This is a genomic window from Streptococcus sp. 'group B', from assembly GCF_002073795.1.
Lineage (GTDB): Bacteria > Bacillota > Bacilli > Lactobacillales > Streptococcaceae > Streptococcus > Streptococcus agalactiae.
Map to the genome: position 1 here is coordinate 1,191,439 of NZ_CP020432.1, position 24,357 is coordinate 1,215,795.

General features: G+C 34.3%; 22 protein-coding genes and 1 pseudogene. 8 read left to right on the forward strand and 15 right to left on the reverse strand.

Annotated features, from left to right (window positions below; translation table 11 throughout):
* The first annotated feature begins 29 nt into the window (after positions 1 to 29).
* Both A6J68_RS06365 and A6J68_RS06370 read left to right on the forward strand, forming a co-directional pair.
* Positions 30 to 773, forward strand: a complete 744-nt coding sequence (locus tag A6J68_RS06365) for a GNAT family N-acetyltransferase (protein ID WP_000559002.1) — start codon at positions 30 to 32, stop codon at positions 771 to 773.
* A gap of 132 nt (positions 774 to 905) precedes the next feature.
* Positions 906 to 1,754, forward strand: coding sequence for a MetQ/NlpA family ABC transporter substrate-binding protein (locus A6J68_RS06370; RefSeq protein WP_000694284.1), 849 nt, complete (start codon positions 906 to 908; stop codon positions 1,752 to 1,754).
* 31 nt (positions 1,755 to 1,785) lie between these two features.
* On the opposite strand, the pseudogene A6J68_RS06375 reads toward A6J68_RS06370, so the two are convergent.
* A pseudogene (locus A6J68_RS06375) lies at positions 1,786 to 2,273 on the reverse strand (PASTA domain-containing protein).
* Between the two features lie 165 nt (positions 2,274 to 2,438).
* Here A6J68_RS06375 and A6J68_RS06380 point away from each other — a divergent pair.
* The 5 genes from A6J68_RS06380 (at position 2,439) to A6J68_RS06400 (ending at position 7,849) form a co-directional block, all read left to right on the forward strand.
* A complete protein-coding gene (locus tag A6J68_RS06380) occupies positions 2,439 to 3,401 on the forward strand; it encodes a S41 family peptidase (RefSeq protein ID WP_001253125.1) in 963 nt (320 codons plus the stop codon).
* A gap of 25 nt (positions 3,402 to 3,426) precedes the next feature.
* A complete protein-coding gene (locus A6J68_RS06385; RefSeq protein WP_000923535.1) occupies positions 3,427 to 4,179 on the forward strand; it encodes an ABC transporter ATP-binding protein in 753 nt (250 codons plus the stop codon).
* Position 4,180: 1 nt separating this feature from the next.
* Positions 4,181 to 6,136, forward strand: coding sequence for an FtsX-like permease family protein (locus A6J68_RS06390; protein WP_000499553.1), 1,956 nt, complete (start codon positions 4,181 to 4,183; stop codon positions 6,134 to 6,136).
* 109 nt (positions 6,137 to 6,245) lie between these two features.
* A complete protein-coding gene (locus tag A6J68_RS06395) occupies positions 6,246 to 6,914 on the forward strand; it encodes a response regulator transcription factor (protein ID WP_000076874.1) in 669 nt (222 codons plus the stop codon).
* Positions 6,911 to 7,849: a sensor histidine kinase gene (locus A6J68_RS06400; protein WP_000620981.1), complete on the forward strand. Its 939-nt coding sequence runs from the start codon at positions 6,911 to 6,913 to the stop codon at positions 7,847 to 7,849. The genes A6J68_RS06395 and A6J68_RS06400 overlap by 4 nt, the downstream gene beginning before the upstream one ends.
* A gap of 42 nt (positions 7,850 to 7,891) precedes the next feature.
* Here the strand turns inward: A6J68_RS06400 and xerS are convergent, their stop codons facing one another.
* Positions 7,892 to 8,962 carry a tyrosine recombinase XerS gene (gene xerS / locus A6J68_RS06405; protein WP_000817931.1) on the reverse strand — a complete coding sequence of 357 codons (1,071 nt, stop codon included), beginning with the start codon at positions 8,960 to 8,962 and terminating at the stop codon, positions 7,892 to 7,894.
* Between the two features lie 384 nt (positions 8,963 to 9,346).
* On the opposite strand from xerS, the gene A6J68_RS06410 reads away from it, so the two are divergent.
* Positions 9,347 to 10,942: a peptide ABC transporter substrate-binding protein gene (locus A6J68_RS06410; RefSeq protein WP_000093958.1), complete on the forward strand. Its 1,596-nt coding sequence runs from the start codon at positions 9,347 to 9,349 to the stop codon at positions 10,940 to 10,942.
* Between the two features lie 32 nt (positions 10,943 to 10,974).
* On the opposite strand, the gene A6J68_RS06415 is transcribed toward A6J68_RS06410, so the two are convergent.
* The 13 genes from A6J68_RS06415 to A6J68_RS06475 all read right to left on the reverse strand — a co-directional run bounded on the left by A6J68_RS06415 (position 10,975) and on the right by A6J68_RS06475 (position 24,307).
* Positions 10,975 to 11,748, reverse strand: a complete 774-nt coding sequence (locus A6J68_RS06415; RefSeq protein ID WP_000622399.1) for a DUF3307 domain-containing protein — start codon at positions 11,746 to 11,748, stop codon at positions 10,975 to 10,977.
* Positions 11,738 to 12,424 (reverse strand): SatD family protein, encoded by a 687-nt coding sequence (locus A6J68_RS06420; protein ID WP_000280311.1) that lies wholly within the window; start codon positions 12,422 to 12,424, stop codon positions 11,738 to 11,740. Before A6J68_RS06420 ends, A6J68_RS06415 begins: the two co-directional genes overlap by 11 nt.
* A gap of 66 nt (positions 12,425 to 12,490) precedes the next feature.
* Entirely contained in the window at positions 12,491 to 14,056 is a 1,566-nt protein-coding gene (ffh, locus tag A6J68_RS06425; protein ID WP_000863591.1) for a signal recognition particle protein, read from the reverse strand.
* A 17-nt stretch (positions 14,057 to 14,073) separates the two neighbouring features.
* Positions 14,074 to 14,406 (reverse strand): putative DNA-binding protein, encoded by a 333-nt coding sequence (locus A6J68_RS06430; RefSeq protein WP_000402075.1) that lies wholly within the window; start codon positions 14,404 to 14,406, stop codon positions 14,074 to 14,076.
* An 88-nt stretch (positions 14,407 to 14,494) separates the two neighbouring features.
* Complete coding sequence (locus tag A6J68_RS06435) at positions 14,495 to 15,808, reverse strand: sensor histidine kinase (RefSeq protein ID WP_000042576.1); 1,314 nt, start codon at positions 15,806 to 15,808, stop codon at positions 14,495 to 14,497.
* Positions 15,792 to 16,472, reverse strand: a complete 681-nt coding sequence (locus A6J68_RS06440; RefSeq protein ID WP_000590620.1) for a response regulator transcription factor — start codon at positions 16,470 to 16,472, stop codon at positions 15,792 to 15,794. Before A6J68_RS06440 ends, A6J68_RS06435 begins: the two co-directional genes overlap by 17 nt.
* 161 nt (positions 16,473 to 16,633) lie before the next feature.
* Entirely contained in the window at positions 16,634 to 19,183 is a 2,550-nt protein-coding gene (locus A6J68_RS06445; protein ID WP_000859382.1) for a M1 family metallopeptidase, read from the reverse strand.
* Positions 19,184 to 19,328: 145 nt separating this feature from the next.
* A complete protein-coding gene (gene phoU / locus A6J68_RS06450; protein WP_000946330.1) occupies positions 19,329 to 19,982 on the reverse strand; it encodes a phosphate signaling complex protein PhoU in 654 nt (217 codons plus the stop codon).
* A 33-nt stretch (positions 19,983 to 20,015) separates the two neighbouring features.
* Entirely contained in the window at positions 20,016 to 20,774 is a 759-nt protein-coding gene (gene pstB, locus A6J68_RS06455) for a phosphate ABC transporter ATP-binding protein PstB (protein WP_000193363.1), read from the reverse strand.
* Positions 20,775 to 20,785: 11 nt separating this feature from the next.
* Positions 20,786 to 21,589, reverse strand: coding sequence for a phosphate ABC transporter ATP-binding protein PstB (pstB, locus tag A6J68_RS06460; protein ID WP_000852851.1), 804 nt, complete (start codon positions 21,587 to 21,589; stop codon positions 20,786 to 20,788).
* Positions 21,590 to 21,600: 11 nt separating this feature from the next.
* On the reverse strand, positions 21,601 to 22,488 hold the full coding sequence (gene pstA, locus A6J68_RS06465) for a phosphate ABC transporter permease PstA (protein ID WP_000992189.1): 888 nt from the start codon (positions 22,486 to 22,488) through the stop codon (positions 21,601 to 21,603).
* A complete protein-coding gene (pstC, locus tag A6J68_RS06470) occupies positions 22,478 to 23,395 on the reverse strand; it encodes a phosphate ABC transporter permease subunit PstC (RefSeq protein ID WP_000795717.1) in 918 nt (305 codons plus the stop codon). Before pstC ends, pstA begins: the two co-directional genes overlap by 11 nt.
* 45 nt (positions 23,396 to 23,440) lie before the next feature.
* Positions 23,441 to 24,307 carry a phosphate ABC transporter substrate-binding protein PstS family protein gene (locus tag A6J68_RS06475; protein WP_001873504.1) on the reverse strand — a complete coding sequence of 289 codons (867 nt, stop codon included), beginning with the start codon at positions 24,305 to 24,307 and terminating at the stop codon, positions 23,441 to 23,443.
* Positions 24,308 to 24,357 lie beyond the last annotated feature (50 nt).

Consider the following 24,357-nt stretch of genomic DNA (forward strand, 5'->3'; position numbering starts at 1 on the left):
ATTTTTAAAAATGTATGAATGGAGTAAATATGCACTATAAAGAATTACTTGAGTCATCCGAAAAAGCTTATTTGGAAACTAATCGGTATAAACATTTTAAGAATATAATCACTTCAGAGCGTTATTTTTCAAACTATATTAGCTACAAAATAATGCCTACAGTAAGTGAGTTTTTACAGGATATGATCTATTTAGCAGATGAACAAAAAGATTATCAGTCTGATTTTGCTTTTGTATTTTTTGAGGAAAATGCTGAATTGAGCAGTGAATTACAGAGAACTTTATCACAACAAGGCTTTGAATCAGAGAAACATATCATATTTACAAATTCATTAAATCATCTTAAACTTTTTGAAAAAGAATTTGATGACATCACATTTACTAAACTTAATGAAAATTACCTAGAAAAATACCTAAAGTTCAAATATAAACAAAGTATAGTTTACGGAGAAATTTACGCTAAGCAAATGTATAATGATAATCGTGTTAATCTTTTAAATAATAATGCTAAAGTTTACCTAGCTATTAAAGATAATCAAATTATTGGAGATGTAACAGCTTGGGACTATGGTGAATACGTGGAAATAGATGATTTTTATGTCCAAGAGTCCTACAGAGGACAAGGAATTGGTACGCGCCTACAATTTGATGCAAGTAGGGGGTTTAAGAAAGTTATCTTAATTTCAGAAGAAGAAAACAGAAAAATGTATGAGCACCAAGGTTATGAGGAAGTCGCCTATTATTGGACCGCTTTACGGAGCCCTCGAAAGTAAAATTATAAAAGAAATGATATAGTTAAAAGCTATATCTCTTGATTGATAATAAGTATTTTTTAATCCATTAGCTTTTTGTTACACTAGTATCAGTTGATTAATCATACAACCATATCAAAGGAGAAATAAATTATGAAAATCAAAAAGCTATTAGGGTTAACGACAACAGTAGTAATTTCAGCACTTATTTTAGGAGCCTGTGGTCAGTCTAAAAATGAAGACGCCAAAGTCGTTAGAGTTGGAACAATGGTAAAGAGTAAAACTGAAAAAGCTCGTTGGGATAAAATCGAAGAATTAGTTAAGAAAAAAGGCGTTAAGCTAAAATTTACGGAATTCACAGATTATACACAACCTAATAAAGCTTTAGAAAGTGATGAGATTGATATTAATGCTTTCCAGCATTATAATTACTTAAACAATTGGAATAAAGCAAATAAGACCAATCTTGTTTCCGTTGCTGAGACATACTTTACTTCCTTTAGATTATACTCTGGTACTAAGAACGGTAAAGGTAAATACCAAACAGTTTCTGAAATTCCAAATAAAGCAACTATTACTATCCCAAACGATGCAGTTAACGAAAGTCGCTCTCTCTACTTGTTACAATCAGCAGGCTTGCTAAAATTGAAAGTATCAGGTGATACATTAGCAACAATGTCAGATGTTGTTTCCAATCCTAAATCTTTAGATTTAAAAGAAGTAGATGCAGCACAGACCGCACGTTCTTTGGATTCCACAGATGCAGCAGTTATTAATAATGATTTTGTGACAGAAGCAGGAATAAATCCTAAATCAGCTATTTTTATTGAACCAAAAAGTAAAAATGCAAAACAATGGTACAACCTTTTAGTTGCTCAAAAAGGTTGGCAAGACAAATCAAAAGCTAAAGCCATTAAAGAAGTTGTGAAAGCTTACCATACAGATGCGGTTAAAAAAGTTATCGAAAAAACATCTCAAGGTTTAGATCAACCTGTTTGGTAAAAATAAATAAGCATGGTCAATTCGATCATGCTTATTTATTTCGATTTTTTTTGAGTAATTGACTAGGGGTACTCAATACTTCTGTTAACCGTTGTTGTCGTGCTTTACTTTTTTCGGATTTAGATAAAAGTAGTGTCTTACTTTCTTCAAGGATATCCTCTGTAATATAGTACAACTTCACTAATGAACCGATTCTGACCCTACCAGCTTTAGGCGACATATTCACAACTTGATTAGGATGTAGGGTTGCCCACTTTGAATTTGGTTCAGCAACAATCCTTGATACATTAAAATGGCGTTGCTCTAAGTAAACTTGCGCATCATTGATATCAAGGTGTACTACATTATCAAGCTGAGTATAAGTCTGTTTTTTTCATGACGACGGTCAAGTTCTTTTTCAATAATTGGACGAGAATTATCAATTGCTTTTCCAATAAGTTCAGTTGTGTCAGGGATTATTGAAATTAATTTACCAATAGGCCCTAAAGATTTTGTCAATTTTTTACTTGTCTTGGCCATATGTTTTCACCGTACTTTCCATTTGTTATGTAAGATATTATATCAAAATTATAGTTTATAAAGCTTTTAAAACTTTCAAATTTGTAAGAAATAGGTCTTAAGATGTAAGGTTATAGTAAACCATTTTGCCATATAATAGACTTAAAGAGAAAGGGGGAGCAAGAGATGCGGCGAAAAATAGTTTTACTTTTTGTAGTTCCAATGCTTATAGTTTTAGGAATTTTAGGAGTGGTAGTTCATTATTATGGTTCAGCATTAAATATTTATCTATTACCTCCTAGTAGCGAACGTTATGGACGTGTTATTTTAGATCGTGTTGAACAGCGTGGTTTGTATTCGCAAGGTCGTCAATGGCAAATTATAAGACAACGATCAGAAAAAAAGTTGAAAACGTCAAAATCTTATCAAGAGAGTCGCAACATTGTACAGGAAGCAGTACGGTATGGAGGCGGTAAACATAGTCAAATATTATCCAAAGAGACTGTACGAAGAGATACCCTAGATAGTCGATATCCAGAATATCGAAGATTAAACGAAGACATTCTCTTAATTACTATTCCTTCTATAAGTAAGTTAGATAAACGATCTATTAGCCATTATAGTGGTAAATTACAAAATATATTGATGGAAAAAAGTTATAAGGGACTCATTTTAGACTTATCGAATAATACTGGCGGCAATATGATCCCTATGATTGGGGGGTTAGCCTCTATTTTACCAAATGATACCCTATTTCATTATACTGATAAGTATGGAAATAAGAAAACAATCACGATGAAAAATATACCGCTAGAAGCATTAAAAATATCTAGGAAAACAATCAATACTAAGCATGTTCCAATCGCTATTATAACTAATCATAAAACTGCTAGTTCGGCAGAAATGACTTTTTTATCATTTAAAGGATTACCTAATGTTAAAAGCTTTGGTCAAGCTACAGCAGGATATACGACTGTTAATGAAACTTTCATGCTTTACGACGGTGCTAGATTAGCTTTAACTACAGGAATAGTTAGTGATCGACAAGGATATAAATACGAGAACACCCCTATCTTACCAGATCAAGTAACCAGCCTTCCTTTACAAGAGTCACAGTCTTGGTTAAAGAGTAGAATCAATCAAAATTAGGGTATAATAAATAAAGGAGAATTATATGTTATTAGAAATCAATCACTTAGAAAAAGTTTTTCGTACACGTTTTTCAAAAGAAGAGACAAGGGCTCTACAAGACGTCGATTTTAAAGTTGAACAAGGGGAATTCATTGCTATTATGGGAGAGTCTGGTTCGGGAAAAACAACTCTGCTAAATATTTTAGCTACTTTAGAAAAACCGACAAATGGACAAGTGATTTTAAATGGGGAAGATATTACGAAAATTAAAGAGGCAAAATTAGCGAGTTTTCGTTTGAAAAATCTTGGTTTCGTCTTTCAGGACTTCAACCTTTTGGATACTCTCTCTGTAAGAGATAATATCTATCTTCCTTTAGTTCTTGATCGTAAACGTTACAAAGAAATGGATCATCGTTTGTCAGAATTATCTTCTCATCTGAGAATTGATGACTTATTAGATAAGAGACCTTTCGAGCTCTCTGGTGGGCAAAAGCAACGTGTAGCGATTGCTCGTAGTTTGATAACCAACCCTCAAATTTTATTAGCAGATGAACCAACAGCAGCGTTAGATTACCGTAATTCAGAAGACTTGCTGAATTTATTTGAAACTATTAACTTGGATGGACAAACTATTTTGATGGTAACCCATTCAGCAAATGCTGCTAGTCATGCCAAACGCGTTTTATTTATCAAAGATGGACGTATTTTTCACCAACTTTATCGTGGTAATAAGAATAATAGCGAATTCAATAAAGATATTTCTTTAACAATGTCTGCCATATTAGGGGGTGAATAATATGTTTTATCTCAAAATAGCCTGGCATAATTTAAAACATTCTATAGACCAGTACATACCATTCCTCTTAGCCAGTTTATTACTTTATTCATTGACTTGTTCTACGCTACTAATCTTAATGAGTGCTGTTGGAAGAGATATGGGGACAGCGGCAACGGTTCTTTTTCTTGGAGTGATTGTTTTGTCAATCTTTGCGGTAGTCATGGAACATTATAGCTACAATATCTTGATGAAACAGCGTAGTAGTGAATTTGGACTGTATAACATTTTGGGGATGAATAAACGTCAAGTTGCGCGTGTAGCTAGTCTAGAGCTGTTTATTATTTATATATTTCTTATTTCTATAGGAAGTCTGTTTAGTGCTTTTTTTGCTAAATTTATTTATTTAATTTTTGTCAACATTATTAACTATCATGCACTAAATCTTAGTTTAAGTTTATGGCCATTTATTATTTGTATCGTTATATTTACAGGTATTTTTCTGACTTTAGAAGTTCCAGTTATTCGACATGTTCATTTATCATCCCCATTAAGTCTTTTTAGAAAGAAACAACAGGGAGAAAAAGAACCAAAAGGTAATCTTATACTTGCAATTTTAGCGTTAGTAGCTATCGCCATCGCTTATACAATGGCTCTTACTTCAGGTAAAGCACCTGCATTAGCTGTTATCTATCGTTTCTTCTTTGCAGTACTTTTAGTTATTGCTGGTACTTATCTTTTTTATATTAGTTTTATGACATGGTACTTAAAAAGGTTGCGTCAAAACAAGCATTATTATTATAAATCTGAGCATTTTGTATCAACTTCGCAAATGATTTTTCGAATGAAGCAAAATGCAGTAGGGTTAGCAAGTATCACTTTATTAGCTGTTATGGCTCTAGTTACTATTGCTACAACAGTCTCACTCTATTCAAATACACAAAATGTTGTTACCGGACTATTTCCAAAATCAGTAAGTTTATCAATAGATAATTCAAAAGGTGACGCGAAAAATATATTTGAAGAAAAGATTTTGAAGAAACTAGGTAAGTCATCTAAGGAAGCTATCACTTATAATCAGACAATGATTTCGATGCCAGTTAGTCAATCAAGTGAACTTAATATCACATCTAAAAACGTCAAACATGTTGATATCACAAAAACGGGTTTTATGTACCTAATTACTCAGAATGATTTCCGTCGTTTAGGTCACCAATTACCAAAATTAAAAGATAACCAAGTGGCTTACTTTGTTCAAAAAGGTGATAGCCGTTTGAAAAAAATAAATCTATTGGGAAATAAATTTGACGTTGTAAAAAATTTAAAAGAGGCTTATGTCCCAGAGACTACAAATACTTACAACCCGGGTTTGATTATATTTGCAAACAACAAACAAATTGACAATATTAGAAAAGCATATTTACCTTATACTAAGAACATCAATACTTTTCCAAAAACCTTTAAGGCATATTTGGATTTGAATAGTCAAGAGATAAATTCAATTTCTAAAAACGACATAATAGAGGTAGATGGTAAGTATGTTGGAAATATTAGCACTAAACAGAGTTTTCTAAAAGAAGGTTATCAAATGTTTGGTGGGTTATTATTTACTGGATTTCTGTTAGGTATAAGCTTTTTGCTAGGTATAGCTCTAATTGTTTACTATAAGCAATACTCAGAAGGTCATGAAGATAAGAGATCTTATCGTATCTTACAAGAAGTAGGTATGAGCAAAAAATTAGTTAAACGGACTATTAATTCTCAAATTATGATTTTCTTCTTCCAACCTTTAGTGGTAGCAGTTATTCACTTTGGAGTTGCTATTCCAATGCTAAAACAGATGCTTTTGGTATTTGGGGTGCTTAACTCAACAATCGTATATGTAGTAAGTGGTTTGACAGTACTTGCGATTTCTATAATTTACTTTATCATTTACCGTATAACTAGTCGAACTTATTATCATATTATTGAACGCTAAAAAGGATTGGTTATTTTACCAATCCTTTTGCATTAATAGAAACCGATAGACTAAAAAATTTGTTATACTAAATGAAAGAAAGAGATTTCGTACTATTTTAGGAGGGGATATGTCACAAGAGCAAGGAAAAATTTATATTGTAGAAGATGATATGACGATTGTGTCACTTTTAAAAGATCATTTATCAGCTAGCTATCATGTCTCTAGTGTCAGCAATTTTCGTGATGTGAAACAAGAAATTATCGCATTTCAACCCGATTTGATACTAATGGATATTACGTTACCCTATTTTAATGGTTTTTACTGGACTGCAGAATTGCGTAAGTTTTTAACAATTCCTATTATTTTCATTTCATCTAGTAATGATGAAATGGATATGGTTATGGCATTAAATATGGGGGGTGATGACTTTATTTCAAAACCATTCTCTCTAGCTGTATTAGATGCTAAGCTAACTGCTATTTTAAGGAGAAGTCAACAATTTATCCAACAGGAATTAACTTTTGGGGGATTTACGTTGACAAGAGAAGGGTTATTGTCTAGCCAAGATAAAGAGGTTATTTTATCGCCAACAGAAAATAAAATCCTATCTATCTTGCTCATGCATCCTAAACAAGTAGTCTCAAAAGAGTCTCTATTAGAGAAACTTTGGGAAAATGATAGTTTTATTGATCAAAATACACTTAATGTTAATATGACACGCTTACGTAAAAAAATTGTCCCAATAGGTTTTGATTACATTCATACAGTGAGAGGAGTTGGGTATTTACTACAATGATACGCCAGTTTTTAAGAGAACACTTGATTTGGTATATTTTATATATCATGATGTTTGTCCTATTTTTTATTAGTTTCTATCTATATCATTTACCAATGCCCTATTTGTTTAATTCCTTAGGTTTAAATGTTATTGTTTTACTAGGAATTAGTATTTGGCAATACAGTCGTTACAGGAAAAAAATGTTACATCTCAAATATTTTAATAGTAGTCAGGACCCCTCTTTCGAACTTCAACCGAGTGATTACGCTTATTTTAATATTATTACACAATTAGAAGCTAGAGAAGCGCAAAAAGTTTCTGAAACAATTGAACAAACCAATCATGTTGCACTTATGATAAAGATGTGGTCGCACCAAATGAAAGTTCCATTGGCAGCTATTTCATTAATGGCCCAGACAAATCATCTCGATCCTAAGGAAGTTGAACAACAATTATTGAAATTGCAACATTATCTTGAAACGTTGTTAGCATTTTTGAAATTTAGACAATATCGTGACGATTTTCGTTTTGAAGCTGTTAGCCTTAGAGAAGTAGTAGTAGAAATTATAAAATCGTATAAGGTTATTTGTCTATCCAAAAGCTTATCTATCATAATTGAAGGCGATAATATCTGGAAAACAGACAAAAAGTGGTTAACTTTTGCTCTTTCACAGGTGCTAGATAATGCCATAAAATATTCTAATCCTGAGTCAAAGATAATAATAAGCATAGGAGAAGAGAGTATTAGAATACAAGACTACGGTATCGGCATACTCGAAGAGGATATCCCTAGACTTTTTGAAGATGGCTTTACGGGTTACAACGGTCATGAGCACCAAAAGGCAACAGGCATGGGGTTATATATGACAAAAGAAGTCTTATCTAGTCTGAATTTGTCCATTTCGGTGGATAGCAAAATTAATTATGGGACTGCTGTTTCTATACATAAATAAAGTTATGTAAAATAAAATATTTACATAACTTTATTTATGTTACTATAGTTTATCTAAAGCGTTCTTTTGTTCATCGTTAACAATATGGGTATATAGGTCAGTAACTTGAGTGGAAGCATGACCTAGTTGGTGGCTAACTAATACTTGAGATTTTGTAGCATCATATAGCCTAGTAGCAAGAGTATGCCTTAGTTTATGAGGTGTTACACGAACCTTAAAATCCTGGGAATACTTAGCAACCATTTTCTCTACACTTGAAGAATCAATACGATTTGGCACCCCACGGTATTCTGATAAAAATAGAGCAATGTCCTGATTTTCTGCTTTGTATCTATTTTTACGGATGTCTAAATAATTAGCAAGGTAGGGCTTCGCAAAGCTAGCGACATTGACAGAGTCCCTTTTCCCCCCTTTTCGTGTGACATCAATAACCATTACATTAAGGTTAATATCCTTTAAATCTAAGTTTACTGCCTCAGATAGACGCACTCCTGAAGCTAGTAGCAAAGCAATAATAGCTAAATCTCTCTCTTTATTTTTGTTGAAAAAAGCTAAAGCACGTTTGGAAAGTTTGTTTTGATATTCACAATCTATATACTCTAAGAATTCTATCGTTTCATTGCCCAAAAATAACTTTTGTTTAATATTTTCTGCCCGAGAAGCTAAAGTTTCCTTTTTCTTTTTGGTTGAGACTTTTTTCATGACATTGCGATAAAAGTAAGGCTCCCCGTCAGCATTCTCAACCTCTTCAGTAAGGTATTTGAAAAGACTAGATAAGGCAGATAGAGTTCTGTTAATGGTGGTTTGAGACACCCCATTTTGCCTTGTGTTAGCATTTAATAAAGGGCGTTCTCGTAAATATAGTATAAAAGCTTCCATATCTTTTTTAGTAAGGTTTTCTAAAACTGAAAGCTCAATTTCTGCAATGTGATGACAATTAGCAACACCAGAATCCAATAACCATTCAAGAAAACGTCTATATTCTTTTAAATATTCGTAGAGTGTTGTGAAACTATAAGGAACAGAAAGCTTTGATTGATAATATTCTAGAACATACCAAGGCATAATTTCTTTTAGTTCATCGATTTTTTCGAGTAGTAATTCACGTTTCATAATAAAATCTCCATTATATCTATAAATAGAAGTATATCATACTCTATCATAACTTTCAAGAAAATTATAGTTTTTCGGAAAGTTTAAAAGTTAAAAACAGGAATTCATTCGGTAAGTACATCAAATATCCATTCTTTATGATGATCAGTATTACTTATTATCGTTTAACATGTTTGTTATAGTAAAGACAGAGTATTTTGAGAAAACTGATTCATAATTTCATTGATTTTATCGGTATCTGAAAAGGTAATAAAGTGTACTCAATTATTTTTAATTATATTTGCAAGTTAATAACCAAAGTTAAATTCTACTTTAAAATATACTAGTTTTCTCAATATTAGATCTACTATGTCTTATAAAAAAAGGTTTAGGAGGACTGGTATTATGTCTAGTTTTAATAGAAAAAAACTTAAGTTTTTGGGTATATCTTTGGCGACTCTAACAGCCACCACAGTTACCCTGGTTGCCTGTGGTAATGAGTCAAAGAACTCTGGAGATAATAAAGTTATTAATTGGTATATTCCTACTGAAATCAGTACATTGGACATTTCAAAGAATACAGATGCTTATTCAAACTTAGCTATAGGTAATTCAGGCAGCAATTTACTTAGAATTGATAAAGAGGGCAAACCAAAACCCGATTTAGCTAAAAAAGTATCCGTTTCTTCTGATGGTCTTACTTATACTGCTACACTTCGTGATAATTTAAAATGGTCAGATGGAAGCAAACTAAGCGCTGAAGATTTTGTTTACACATGGCGGAGAATAGTTGATCCTAAAACTGCATCTGAATATGCTTACTTGGCGACAGAATCGCACCTTTTAAATGCTGATAAGATTAATTCTGGAGATATTAAAGATTTAAATAAACTTGGTGTAACAGCTAAAGGCAATCAAGTGACCTTTAAATTGACAAGTCCATGCCCTCAATTTAAATATTATTTAGCCTTCTCTAATTTTATGCCTCAAAAACAATCGTATGTTGAAAAAGTTGGTAAAGATTATGGTACAACATCAAAAAATCAAATTTACTCAGGTCCTTACCTTGTTAAGGATTGGAATGGTTCAAATGGTAAATTTAAATTAGTCAAAAATAAATATTATTGGGATTCTAAACATGTTAAAACAAATAGTGTCATAGTTCAAACTATCAAAAAACCAGATACTGCAGTTCAAATGTACAAGCAAGGTCAGATTGATTTTGCTGAAATATCAGGAACTTCTGCTATTTATAACCAAACTGGTTCGGTTAAAGCATTGACAAATCAGAAAATTAGGCAAGCTTTGAATTTAGCGACTGATCGTAAAGGTGTTGTTAAAGCGGCAGTTGATACAGGTTCAACTCCTGCTGAATCTCTGGTCCCTAAAAAATTAGCCAAATTACCTAATGGTGAGGATCTTTCCAAGTATACTGCCCCAGGTTATACGTATAATACAAGTAAAGCTCAAAAACTTTTTAAAGAAGGTCTTGCTGAGGTTGGTCAGTCATCTCTCAAGTTAACAATCACAGCTGATTCGGACTCTCCAGCAGCTAAAAATGCTGTTGACTATGTGAAATCTACATGGGAGAGTGCTTTGCCTGGTCTAACTGTTGAAGAAAAATTTGTTACTTTCAAGCAACGCCTTGAAGATGCAAAAAATGAAAATTTTGATGTCGTGCTCTTCTCATGGGGAGGAGATTATCCAGAAGGATCAACTTTCTATGGGTTATTCACGACTAATTCTGCGTATAATTATGGTAAATTTTCTTCTAAAGAGTATGACAATGCCTATCAAAAGGCAATTACTACTGACGCCTTGAAACCAGGAGATGCCGCTAATGATTACAAAACTGCTGAAAAAGCTTTATTTGATCAATCATATTATAACCCAGTTTATTACCTAGGGAAAAAAGGACTCCAAAATTCTAAATTAAAGGGGTTGGTAAGAAATTCAACTGGTTTGAATGTTGATTTTACTTATGCTTATAAGACAGAATAAAAGAAAAGCGTTAGGATATTTCTAGCGCTTTTCTATACCAAAAGTACCCAATGAGTTATCAAAACACTTATAATTGAGAACAATGATCCAATTAAATAATATTCGGCAAAAACCTGACTTTTAGAAATTTTATCGTAACGTGCAATGGATTTTGCAGTAAAAACAAGACCTATAGCAGCATACTGTCCTGAGATTAGTAATATAGCCATAATTAGACGCTCTAAATTACCAATCATAGCTCCTGCTCCTTCAATTGTTTCTTCATGATCTTCAGATTTTTCTTTCATTATTTTTGTTTTTTCTTGTGTTAATAATGATGATAATTCTTTAGCTTGAAATTTATTAAAGAAAATTTTAAACACAATATTAATGGGTTTGGTGATAATGATAAAAACCAGAGCTATGACAATAAAGTGCTTGATAGGCAAAAGCCAATGATTAGGCGGTAAATATGTAGGAAGCGCATGGTAAAAAACGATAATGCAAGTATAGTGGGCTAGTTGGTCTATAATAAAAGCTGCTTTTTGGAAATGCCCTTCCTCTACCCAAGGGTAACTCAATTTCTTTATACTATCAATAACAATATGACTTCCCCATATGCTTAAATTTAACAAAGTAGTTTCTGGTATCAATATCATTAAAGCTGCTAGGGGGAGGAAAACAATCAAGAGATGTCTCCAGAGTCCCCTCCAACTATGTGATTTACTATCTGCTAAGGATTGACTTTGCCACTGAAAGTCAGCTAAAAAATGTGCGCAAAATAATAAAGTTAGGATTGGATTATCCCTTAAAAAATCAGAAATCATAGCTTCCCCCTTTAGTTTGAGTGCAACTTTTAACTAATAGATCGGCTGCCTGTGTTCTCGTTCTTAAGTAAATCTTCAGACCGCTTGCTTTAAGGCGTTTAGTCAGCGCACTAGGTTCAATATTTTCCAGTTGGGCTAACTTTTGATGTTGAAATTGTTCTTGATAATTATCTTGAAGTATTAAGTGCTCAAGCATTTGAAAATGGTTTGTAGTCCATTTTGACTTGATAAAATCACCAGCTGAAATGAGACTATTTAGTGTTAATTCAAGGTTTTGGTCTTCATCATCAAGGCAAATAGCTACTTGAACTGTTCCATAATCATTTTTATCATGTATATGATTAATAGCTGAGCGAGCATGCCAGTAGGCAGGACCATCAGCACCGATACTTTCATTTGAATTGATGGATGTTATAATGTTTCCTGTACCGAGGCCGAACCTTACATTAACAGGTTTTAGAGCTAGTTGAATATGGTCAATAATTTGAAATACCTTTTTTGATTGTTTCAATAAAGCTTGAAATTCATCACCAGCTGTAATAGTGAATGGAGAAATCAGCTCTTCACCATATACATCAGATAGTTCGGTCATTAGTTGCTGAAAAGACTGTTGGAAAGTTTCACGTTCAAGTATCTGTTTTGAATTAATGATATCACCGATTAATGCTAAATACATAAATATCACCACCTTTTTGTCTATTATAGCAGACAAAAATAAAAATGTCTATTTAAATAGACATTTTTATTTGCGTTTCTTCTTAGCTTTCTTCATTTTATTAGCCATACGTTTCATTGATTGTTTAGCTGCAAAGGCTCCTACTTTTCCTTTTAAGCCACCACCAAACATTTGGCTGAAGTCCATATCGCCACCTAAACTAGATAAGTCAGGCATGCCATTTTGCCCCATCATACCTTCTAAATTAGACATATCCATTCCGTCCATTCCAGGCATATCTTTAGGGAGGTTATTAGGATCAATTCCCATTTTTTTCATCATTTTATTCATATCACCGGACATCACGCCTTGCATCATTTGTTTTGCCTGGTTAAAATCTTTAATGAATTTATTAACATCAACGAAAGTATTACCTGATCCAGCAGCAATACGACGTCTACGACTTGGATTGAGGAGATTTGGATTTTCTCTCTCTTCTGGAGTCATTGATGACACAATGGCTCTTTTGCGAGCAATTTCGTTTTCATCCACTTTGAAGTTTTTCATTGCTGGATTGTTAGCCATTCCTGGAAGCATTTTAAGGAGATCTTCCATTGGCCCCATATTTTGAACTTGATCTAATTGATCAATAAAATCGTTGAAGTCAAAGGTGTTTTCACGCATTTTCTCCGCTAATTCCATTGAACGTTTTTCGTCGTATTCTTGACTAGCGCGCTCAATAAGTGTTAGCAGGTCTCCCATCCCCAATATACGGCTTGCCATACGATCGGGATGGAAAGTTTCAATATCAGTGATTTTTTCCCCTGTCCCTGTAAATTTAATTGGTTTTCCAGTAATTTCGCGTACTGAAAGGGCAGCACCACCGCGTGTATCACCGTCAATCTTTGTCAGAACAACACCACTAATGCTGAGCTGACGGTTAAATTCTTCAGCGACATTTGCAGCTTCCTGTCCAATCATGCTGTCAACGACAAGGAGTATTTCATTAGGTTGAGCTATGGCTTTGACATCATGCAATTCCTGCATAAGGGTTGCATCAATTTGTAGGCGTCCGGCTGTATCAATAAGAACATAGTCATTACGATTTTCACGAGCCTGTTCTAAACCTTTAGTGACAATCTCAACTGCTGAATGGTTAGTTCCCATATCAAAGACAGGAACATTAATCTGGCTACCAAGGGTTTTTAACTGATCAATAGCAGCTGGTCGATAAATATCAGCTGCTATCATCATAGGACGAGCATTGTCTTCTTTGATTAGTTTGTTTGCTAACTTACCGGCAAAAGTTGTTTTACCAGCACCTTGTAGACCAACCATCATAATGATGGTTGGAATTTTAGGGGATTTTTCAATTTCAGAGGTCTCAGCCCCTAATAAATCTGTTAGCTCTTCATTGACAATCTTAACAATTTGTTGCGTAGGATCTAGTGTATCAATGATTTCATGTCCAACAGCACGTTCACGAACATGTTTAATAAAGGTTTTAACAACTGGAAGAGCAACGTCAGCTTCTAAAAGAGCTAGACGAATCTCCTTGGTGACTTCTTGCACATCTTTTTCAGATAACTTTTTCTTACCACGAATATTTTTAAAAACTCCTTGCAGGCGCTCTGTTAAACTTTCGAAAGCCATAAATTATTTCTCCTCATTTAATCTCTATTATCAATGCTACTTAGAATGGAAATTTTTTCTTGTAAAAAGGCATCATCGGTATATTTTTCTAGAATGTCATCAAAAATCTGACTACGGACAATATAATCTGAATACATATGTAGTTTCATTTCGTACGCCTCAAGAATTTTTTCAGTTCGTTTGATATTATCATAGACAGCTTGTCGGCTAACACCGGATTCTTCAGCTATTTCAGCAAGGCTGTAGTCATCGGCGTAGTATAACTCGATATAATTCATTTGTTTATCTGTTAATAATGCCGCATAAAACTCAAAAAGGGCATTCATACGATTTGTTTTTTCAATTTCCATAGCTTTTATTATACCAAATTTCCTATCAGCTTGCTATATCAAGTATGCAAGACCACTTTAAAATTTAAAAGGTTAGGACTAACATGGCCTAACCTTTTACTTTTGGTAGTTTTATCTTAAAAATACTGCCTCTAGGTTTATTATCAATTACTGTAATATTACCTCGCAGTGAGTTAACGATTTGTTGAGCTAAAGAAAGGCCGAGGCCAAACCCTCCTTGTTGTCGTGTTCTTGCTTTGTCAACACGGTAAAAACGATCAAAAATTCTGACTTTATCCTCCTCTGAAATTCCTGGTCCATTATCAGCGATTTCTAAAAAGAGATACTTATCAGTTTCAGATATGGTAAAGTCAATGCTACCATCATTGTCAGTATATTTTATAGCATTATCAAATAAAATAGTCATGAGTTGTTTTAGCAGTGTCTTATCTGTTTTGAAACTATCTTGGATCATATTATGTCCAGTAAAATTTTTACCATTCTCTTGGGCGATTAGATCATAATTCTCAAAGATACTATCAAAAAGTGTAGGCTTAATAACAGCTAATTCTGGTTTGATTCCATCATCACGTCTTGCTAAGTTTAAAAGATTAGTGGTTAAAATACGCATATTTCGTACTTCATCTAGACTTGAAGCGATATTTTCACTATTTTCTAAAATGGTGGCATTCGGTTTTCTGAATAGCGTTTCTAGGCGATTTTGTAAGACAGCTAGGGGAGTACGCAGCTCGTGGCTAGCATTTTCGACAAAAGCCTTCTGTCTTTCGTAGTTTTCTATAATCGGTTTTTGTGCCCATTTAGCTAAGTAGATACTTGCTCCAATTGAAATAATCCAAAAAGTAGTCATGACAAATATAATAATTTTTTCATAGCGTTCTTTAGCATTTACTAATTGATCAATATTAACAATAGCTGTCATGTAAGTCACATTAGGATAAGCAGGGTTATTAACTTTTACGGTGACAGCATGATATGTCTCATCTTGACCAAAGATGTTGGTTAAAGTTAATTCACTAATGCCACCTAGATTTTTTTTATTAGGTTTTAAAAACTGATAGTTTGAAAATGCGTCAAAATAGTTAATGACTTCTTCTTCTGATGTAAAAAGAATAATATCAGTATTAGCTACTGTCTGACCGCCGGGTTTTAACTTGACACTTGCGATATTGGAGTTATCTAGGTAGGCAGCAGTACGTGACATAACCATATTGATGTAATTTTTAGGATGGGTACTGATATACTTTAAACTACTATCAACAGAAGAATAAACACCATAGCGCATGACTTGGAGGATGATAACAGTCATAACCAGAAAAATACCACTAAAAACTGTGAAAAAATGGATAAAATGACTATCTGAGACATTTTTTTTGAATTTACTTATCTTAATCGGTTTCGACATGCTTTAAAATATATCCTACACTACGCAAAGTTTGAAGGTTTTCTGAAAAAAGTGTTCCTTTTAATTTTTTCCGAACCTTAGAGACATAGACTTCTACAACTGAAATCGTTGTATCACTATCAAATCCCCAAATACGATCAAAGATTTGAGATTTCGGTAAGATAACATTTTGATTTTGAAGGAAATAGACTAAAAGATCAAACTCTTTACCTAAGAGCTCAACTTCTGTTTGATTAACAAAGGTTGAGTTAGTAGACATGTCTACGCGAATATCACCATAAATTAGGCTGTTATCATTAAATTTTCCAGAACGCTTTAAAAGAGCCTGAATTCGCATTTTTAGTTCTTCTAGGTAAAAAGGTTTTGTTAGATAATCATCAGCACCTAAGTCGAAACCTTGTCCCTTATCATCAATGCTTTCTTTAGCGGTCATTATTAATACAGGGGTTGTAATACCTTTTTCACGTAGCTCTTTCAACACTTGGAAGCCGTTTTTTTCAGGTAACATGAGATCTAGAAGAATCAGATCATAGACTCCACTTTCGGCTTCGTAAAGACCCTCTTCTCCATCAAAAATTTGCATGACATCGGCAAAGTCATCAAGGAAATCAAAAACGGAATTGGAAAGACTCAAGTCATCTTCAATTAATAAAATTTTTATCATAGTATATCCTTTCGATGTACATATTTTATCTGAACTATTAATATTAGAATACCAAACTTTGCTTAATAAATCCTAAATAAAGTATGTTTTATGTCAACTAATTTCATGACACAGACAAAGAAATAGAGATTGAATAATCCATCAATCTCTATTTGAGTTTATTAGATATATTTTTTGATAGTATTGATAACTTCTTCTTTTTGCTTCGTGATTAAAAGGACACGAGCAGAAATTTCTTTAATTCCCATTGAAATATTACGGCTAATCGCCATATCGCTTAATTGAGGCTCGAAAAAGTTTTTATATTGTTCAAGGCGTTCTTCTGTTTTGAAACTACTTGAGGGATAAATCACAAATTTATCAAAACTCATATCACCACCTAGAGTTGCTTTGATCCATTCCCAGTTTTCTTGGGCCCACTCCCAGACACTTTCTTGTGTAAAAGAATTTTTAAGGAAAGTAGCATACCAACTCATAGCTAAGTCTTGTGGTTTCACAATATCTTTATTTTTCCAATCTGACAATAATTTCTTGAGTGTCTTGCTATCTGTAGTATGAGATAAAGCACTCGCTAGTTGTCGTTTGAAATTCCCATCGGTAGTAGTACTATAAGTCTCTAATAACAAGTGGCTAAGTTCTTTGGATTCGAAATGCTTCATTTCATTGGTAAGAACTAACAGGCGAATTGCAGCTGGTATAGCAGCGATATTATTTTCGTGGGCTTTAAAAATATGGTGAGCTTCTTCAATAGCATGTTCATTATCTGAGTAGAGAGCAAGGCTTAGGGATAGATGACGGACCATTTCGCTATCATCTCCTTCTCCTTCTCTTTTTTCAAAGCCAAGTCTATTAAAATTAAATGCTGATAATTTATTAACAAATTCTTTAAAGTCGAATTCATCTTGGCTATCTTCCTGGACGAATAAGGATAAACCATCAATAACACTCTTAATAGCAGAGTTAACAAGATATGATGTCTCTTGGCTCAAAAGAGAGACTAAAGGTATTAAACTACTATATGAAATCATACCACTTTCAGCAAGTAAATGACGTTCTTGTACAATTTGTAGTTTAGAAATGTTATCCATAAGAGGAAGATCAGAAATGATATGCTCTAAGAGTTGACCTTGATAGTTAGTAATGTAATGTGCAGTATTTTCAGTATTGAAACGCAGTGCACCATTTTCTTTGTTCTTTTCAGCTAACTGACTAAAATTGGGGATTACTACCGTTTCCTCGGTTAATATCTCTGGGATTCCTTCCCAATTACTATTAAGAGGAATTTGCCACAAGCGAGACTTATCTTCGTGTTCACCAATAAAGAATTGTTTTTGAGTTAAAATGAGCTCATCTTCTTCTATTTTGGCTGCCATCACAGGGTATCCTGGTTGCTCTAACCAAGAATCCATGAAAGCTGCAACATCTTTTCCTGAGGTTTGAGAAAGTGCATTCCAAAGGTCACGACCAATAGTATTTTGATATTGATGTTTTTCAAAATAAATTTTTAGTCCTGCGGCAAAATCTGTATCGCCTAACCAGCGACGTAACATGTGCATGAGGCGGCTACCTTTTGCATAAACGATAGCTGGATCAAAAAGTGTGTTAATTTCATCAGGATGATTGACCTCAACGTGAACAGATTGGACGCCATCTGTGGCATCACGCTTAAGAGCTAATGGTAGACCACCTGTTTGAAAGTCTTCAAATATATTAAGTTTTGGTTCAATATAATCAATTGATACATATTCCATCATATTAGCAAATGATTCATTTAACCATAAATCATCCCACCATTTCATAGTAACGAGGTTACCAAACCACTGGTGAGCTATTTCATGTGCTACAACTAATGCTACTTGCTGACGGCTGGAAACACTAGAGTTCTCATCTACTAAAAGATAGACTTCACGATATGTTACTAATCCCCAATTTTCCATAGCTCCAGCAGAAAAATCAGGTAGAGCAACGTGGAGTGACTGAGGAATAGGATAACGTACACCAAAGTAGTCCTCATAAAACTCAATAACACGCACAACGATATCTAAAGAAAAATCTAATTCATTTAACTGATGGGCTTTTGTGGCATATGAGCCAACAAGAGTGCCGTTTTTGGTATGTGTTGTTTTACCATGCAATTCCCCCAAGGCAAAAGCTAATAAATATGAGGACATTTTAGGTGTGGTGTCAAATGTCCATAAACCTGTTTCTTGACGTTGTTCAGCATTGATTTCCGGCATATTTGAAAGAGCAATCTCTCCTTCTTTTTGATCGAATTTTAGGCTCAAATCAAAGGTTGCTTTTGCTTCTGGTTCGTCAATACTTGGGAATACTTCACGAGCAAAATGACTTTCAAATTGTGTGGAGATAACCTCTTTTTTGATGCCATTAACTGTATAGTAAGATGGATACATACCTGTCATATTATCGGTAATGTGACCGCTGAATTCAAAGACTAATACCATGCTACCAGTTTCATGCAATTGAATATGCATAGCTTCATTGTCTTCATCTAGTTGGAAATCTAATGGTTGATTATCTAATAAGACAGATTTAATGGTTAACCCTTTTTGGTGAAAAGAGATATTGTTATCTAAGGCTTCGCCAGACACAGCAACGTTACCTGAAAAGGTTTTAGTTTGACGATTAATATCCAAGAAAAGGTTATAGTTTTCAGGGACAAATTTGGTAACAAAATGTTCTACAGTTTTCATATAACTCCTAACTAATTCAGAAACATTTGAAACATTACTAGTCCTGTATGGGCTAGAAAAGATAGAAAAGCTGTAACAAGATAGTTACAGCTTTTCTATCGCACGAACTATACTTACAATTACCACTCTACAAGCAATAATTATATCATAACTCGATAATTTTTCCAGTTTTTAAATAAACAATCCATTCACAGATATTTTTGCCATAATCTCCAATTCGCTCCAAGTGCATCAATACTTGGAAGTATTCTTTGGCGGCAAATGCTACGTCAGGATGCTTTTGAATTGTTTCAACTACCATTTTTTGGATATCACGGAAGTAATCATCAACTATTTCATCCATTGCTGCTACTTCGTAAGCTTTTTCATCATCACCATTGATATAAGCTGTTAAGGCTTCTTCAAGCATGTTTTTAACTGCTTTTCCCATATTATTGATTTCTAATTCTACTGCTGGGATTCTTTCCTCGCCCTTCATACGGATGGTTGCTTTTGCAACTGCTGCTGCATGGTCTCCCATACGCTCAACATCACTAGTAGCTTTTAAAACGGTAATAACGGTGCGTAAGTCTTGTGATACAGGCTGCTGGAGTGCAATAATTTCCAATGATTTTTTCTCTAACTTCGTTTCAAAGTTGTTAAGCGTTACATCATCTTCTATCACTTCTTTAGCTAACTCTCGATCATGACTGACAAAAGCACGAACTGTTTTTTTGATTTGTCCGATAGCTTCAATTCCCATTGCATAGAATTGGTTATGCAGTTTATCTAATTCTTCATCAAATTTTGATCTTAACATATTGTATTCTCTTTCTGATCTTATTATATGGTATTAACCGAATTTACCTGTAATGTAATCTTCAGTTTCTTTATGTTTAGGATTCATAAACATTTCTTTTGTATTGCCATATTCAATTAAGTTACCGTCTAAGAAGAAACCTGTACGATCAGAAATACGTGAGGCTTGCTGCATAGAACGTGTAACAAGTAACATGGTATATTGATCTTTTAGACCATGTAAAGTCTCTTCAATTTTACCAGCAGAAATTGGGTCAAGTGCAGAGGTTGGCTCATCTAGAAGGATAATTTTAGGCTTGGTAGCAAGGGTTCTGGCAATACAAACACGTTGTTGTTGACCACCAGATAAACCAAGAGCAGAGTCGTGTAATCTATCTTTGACCTCGTCCCAGATAGACGCGCCCTTCAATGAAGTCTCTACGGCTTCATCTAACGTAGCTTTGTCTTTTATTCCTTTGAGTCTAAGACCATAAACAACATTTTCAAATACTGACATAGGAAATGGATTAGGCTGCTGAAAAACCATCCCAATTTCTTTACGAAGTTCTACGGTATCAGTGCGCGGGCTATAAACATTATGTCCGTTATACATCACTGCTCCTGTTAGAGTGACTTCAGGATTTAAGTCTCCCATACGGTTAATAGCTCGTAAGAGTGTTGACTTTCCAGAACCAGACGGACCAATTAAGGCTGTAATTTCATTAGGATAGAAGTCCATTGAGACTTCTTTTAAAGCTTTTTTCTTATTATAGTAAACAGACAAATCACTGACTTGTAAAATAGGTTGTGTCATCTTTTACCTCACTATCCAAATCGACCAGAAACATAATCGCTAGTAGATTGACATTTAGCATTTTGGAAAATGTTATTCGTTTTATCGTATTCGATTAAGTCTCCAAGATAGAAAAATGCAGTATAATCACTAGCACGTGCTGCTTGTTGCATATTATGTGTTACGATAATTATAGTGTAATTTTTCTTGAGTTCAAACATTGTCTCTTCTAGTTGCATAGTTGCAATCGGATCGAGTGCTGAAGCAGGTTCATCCATTAAGAGAATTTCTGGTTTAACTGCGATAGCACGTGCAATACATAATCGCTGCTGTTGACCGCCAGATAAAGTGAATGCTGATTTATGAAGGTCATCTTTTACTTGATCCCATAGAGCAGCTTGTTTTAGTGAGGTTTCGACAACTTCATCTAAGAATTTTTTATCTTTTACACCAGCACGCTCATATGCAAAGGTAATGTTTTTATAAATTGATTTTGCAAACGGGTTTGGACGTTGGAAAACCATTCCGATATGTTTTCGCATCTCGTAAACATTGATATCTTGAGCGTTAACATCAATTCCTTCATACATGATTTGTCCAGTCACGCGTGCAATATCAATCGTATCGTTCATACGATTTAAGCTACGAAGATATGTTGATTTTCCACATCCAGATGGGCCGATTAAGGCTGTAATTTTATTTTTTTCAAATTGCATATCAATTCCCTTGATAGCTTCTTTCTCACCGTAGTAAACGTGTAAATCTTTTGTGGTGAGAGCTGAATTTTCTTCAGGGAAGGTAATGATATGGCGTTCGTCCCAATTATATTCTGCCATTACTACTCCTTTTAATTAGACGAGGTTAATTTCGAATGAAGTTTCTTACCGATCGAGCGAGCTGAAAGGTTGAAAATAAGAATAACAACCAATAAGACTGCGGCGCTACCGGCAGATACTTGTGTTGCATCAGGGATTGTCCCTTCGCTATTAACTTTCCAAATATGAACAGCTAAAGTTTCTGCTTGACGGAAAATTGAGATTGGACTTGTAACACTAAGGACGTTCCAATTTGACCAATCAAGTGCTGGAGCAGATTGACCAGCTGTATAAATAAGTGCTGCTGCCTCACCGAAAATACGTCCTGAAGCTAGCACAACACCAGTTACAATACTTGGCAGAGCTTCAGGGACAACGACGTAAATGACCGTTTCCCAACGAGAAATACCTAGGGCCAATCCTGCTTCACGCTGTGTGTGGTGTACATTTTGAAGGCTATCTTCAACACTACGTGTCATTTGGGGTAAGTTAAAAACAGTAAGTGCTAAGGCACCTGAGATAATTGAGAAGCCATATTGAAATTGAACAACGAAGATTAGGTAACCAAACAGACCAACTACAACAGAAGGAAGAGATGACAAAATTTCGATACATGTTCTAACAAAGTTTGTTAAACGTCCTTTTTTAGCATATTCTGAGAGGTATATTCCAGCTCCTAAAGATAGAGGAATAGAAATAATCAGAGTAACAATAAGTAGGAAAAAGGAATTGTATAATTGTATTCCAATACCGCCTCCTGCTTCATATGATGATGATTTCCCAGTTAAAAATGACCAAGATACGTGTGGCAATCCGCGAACAAGAATAAAAATTAAAAGAGAGGCGAGGATTGTAACGATGATAGCTGCAATACTATAGAGTATTGTAGTTGCTAATTTGTCAGCCTTTTTAGCGTTCATAGTTTTTCTTTCCTTCCCTTGTAATTAACTTAATAACTGTATTAAATGCTAAACTCATAATTAAAAGTACTAAGGCTAGCGACCAGAGGACATTGTTTTGTACAGTTCCCATTACAGTATTACCAATACCCATTGTTAGAACAGACGTTAATGTTGCTGCTGGTGTTGTCAATGATGTTGGTAAAATTGCAGAGTTTCCGACAACCATCTGAATTGCTAGAGCTTCACCAAATGCACGTGCCATACCAAAAACAATTGCAGTGAAAATTCCTGGACGTGCAGCGTTTAATATAACACGCCAAATTGTTTGCCAACGAGTTGCCCCCATGGCTAAACTTGCTTCTTTATAGTGACGTGGCACAGCTCTAAGGCTATCTACTGTCATGAAAGTAACAGTTGGTAGAATCATGACGAAGAGGACACAGACCCCAGATAAAATGCCAAAACCTGTTCCCCCAAAAATAGAGCGAACGAAGGGAACAATAATCTGTAAACCAATAAAACCGTAAACAACAGAAGGAATCCCAACTAGTAATTCAACTGCAGGTTGTAAAATTTTAGAACCATATTTAGGTGAGATTTCAGTCATAAATACGGCAGCACCGATAGCAAATGGTGTAGCAATGATAGCTGATAGAATAGTAACAATAAATGATCCAGCTATCATTGGAAGAGCACCGAATGACTTAGCACTTGGTTCCCATTTTGTATTAAATAAGAAGTCTGTTAATTTAACGCCATCAACAAAAAATGTAGATAGTCCTTTTTGAGCAACAAAAATCAAAATCATCGCAACAATGAAGACGATTAGGGCAAGCGAAAGAAAAGTTATTCCTTTACCAAATTTTTCTAATCGAGAGTTTTTTGAAGGAGATGTTAATTTTTTAGCTAATTCTTGATTTTTCATAATTCCTCCTAGGATCAAGATGCTTTATCTAGATGTGATTAAGTTTTATTTTGGGGTTACTTTACCTTCAGCATCTTTAACAACTTTCATGTCGTTAATAGAGATATATCCCATATGTTGTACGATACTACTTTGAACTTTATCACTTTTCATGTAGTCTAAGAATTCTTTTGTTAGACCTGTTTCATTACCTTTTGTATACATATGTTCATATGACCAAAGTTTCCAGTTGTCGGTAGTAACATTTTTAGCTGTTGGCGCAAAACCATTTAGTTTTAATGTTCCGACAGATTTATCAACGTATGCAAAAGCGAGGTATGAAATCGCACCAGGTGTTTGAGAAACAATTGATTTCACCATACCATTTGAATCTTGTTCTTGGCTTTGAATAGGAGCAACATTTCCCATAATAGTATTATCGAAGGTTGCACGGGATCCAGAACTTGCTGCTCGATTGATGATGGAAATATCTAAATCTTGTCCTCCCACTTCTTTCCAATTCTTGATTTTTCCTGCAAAAATATCACGAAGTTGGTGGGTGGTTAGATTTTTAACATTAACTTTTTTATTAACAATAACAGCTAATCCAGCTACTGCGACTTGATGGTCTTTCAATTTCTTAGCATCAATACCATCTTTTTCTTCTGCAAATAAGTCGCTATTACCAATTTGAACAGCTCCAGACTGTACTTGTGATAAGCCTGTTCCTGAGCCTCCTCCTTGGACATTGATAGTCTTACCGAGGTTTGTCTTACCAAACTCATCTGCTGCAGCTTCTACAAGTGGCTGTAAGGCGGTTGAACCAACGCTGGTGATTGATTGACCTTTATCAATCCAATTAGCACAACCAGACAGCGTCAATAAGACGGTGGCTAGCAAGGTTAACAAAAAAATGTTTTTTTTCATTTTCATTTTCCTATTCTTTTGAATAAATTTTGATATTTAGTAGTTGATATATATTA

Bases quoted from the DNA above. Each gene is read 5' to 3' on its own strand.
- A6J68_RS06430 (WP_000402075.1), bottom strand. From the start codon at position 14,406: ATGGAAATTGAAAAAACAAATCGTATGAATGCCCTTTTTGAGTTTTAT.
- A6J68_RS06420 (WP_000280311.1), bottom strand. From the start codon at position 12,424: ATGTATTTAGCATTAATCGGTGATATCATTAATTCAAAACAGATACTT.
- A6J68_RS06380 (WP_001253125.1), top strand. From the start codon at position 2,439: ATGCGGCGAAAAATAGTTTTACTTTTTGTAGTTCCAATGCTTATAGTT.
- pstB (WP_000193363.1), bottom strand. From the start codon at position 20,774: ATGACACAACCTATTTTACAAGTCAGTGATTTGTCTGTTTACTATAAT.
- A6J68_RS06385 (WP_000923535.1), top strand. From the start codon at position 3,427: ATGTTATTAGAAATCAATCACTTAGAAAAAGTTTTTCGTACACGTTTT.
- A6J68_RS06415 (WP_000622399.1), bottom strand. From the start codon at position 11,748: ATGATTTCTGATTTTTTAAGGGATAATCCAATCCTAACTTTATTATTT.
- A6J68_RS06445 (WP_000859382.1), bottom strand. From the start codon at position 19,183: ATGAAAACTGTAGAACATTTTGTTACCAAATTTGTCCCTGAAAACTAT.
- pstA (WP_000992189.1), bottom strand. From the start codon at position 22,488: ATGAACGCTAAAAAGGCTGACAAATTAGCAACTACAATACTCTATAGT.
- A6J68_RS06395 (WP_000076874.1), top strand. From the start codon at position 6,246: ATGTCACAAGAGCAAGGAAAAATTTATATTGTAGAAGATGATATGACG.
- pstB (WP_000852851.1), bottom strand. From the start codon at position 21,589: ATGGCAGAATATAATTGGGACGAACGCCATATCATTACCTTCCCTGAA.
- A6J68_RS06400 (WP_000620981.1), top strand. From the start codon at position 6,911: ATGATACGCCAGTTTTTAAGAGAACACTTGATTTGGTATATTTTATAT.
- A6J68_RS06435 (WP_000042576.1), bottom strand. From the start codon at position 15,808: ATGTCGAAACCGATTAAGATAAGTAAATTCAAAAAAAATGTCTCAGAT.
- A6J68_RS06390 (WP_000499553.1), top strand. From the start codon at position 4,181: ATGTTTTATCTCAAAATAGCCTGGCATAATTTAAAACATTCTATAGAC.
- ffh (WP_000863591.1), bottom strand. From the start codon at position 14,056: ATGGCTTTCGAAAGTTTAACAGAGCGCCTGCAAGGAGTTTTTAAAAAT.
- A6J68_RS06475 (WP_001873504.1), bottom strand. From the start codon at position 24,307: ATGAAAATGAAAAAAAACATTTTTTTGTTAACCTTGCTAGCCACCGTC.
- pstC (WP_000795717.1), bottom strand. From the start codon at position 23,395: ATGAAAAATCAAGAATTAGCTAAAAAATTAACATCTCCTTCAAAAAAC.
- A6J68_RS06410 (WP_000093958.1), top strand. From the start codon at position 9,347: ATGTCTAGTTTTAATAGAAAAAAACTTAAGTTTTTGGGTATATCTTTG.
- A6J68_RS06440 (WP_000590620.1), bottom strand. From the start codon at position 16,472: ATGATAAAAATTTTATTAATTGAAGATGACTTGAGTCTTTCCAATTCC.
- A6J68_RS06370 (WP_000694284.1), top strand. From the start codon at position 906: ATGAAAATCAAAAAGCTATTAGGGTTAACGACAACAGTAGTAATTTCA.
- xerS (WP_000817931.1), bottom strand. From the start codon at position 8,962: ATGAAACGTGAATTACTACTCGAAAAAATCGATGAACTAAAAGAAATT.
- A6J68_RS06365 (WP_000559002.1), top strand. From the start codon at position 30: ATGCACTATAAAGAATTACTTGAGTCATCCGAAAAAGCTTATTTGGAA.
- phoU (WP_000946330.1), bottom strand. From the start codon at position 19,982: ATGTTAAGATCAAAATTTGATGAAGAATTAGATAAACTGCATAACCAA.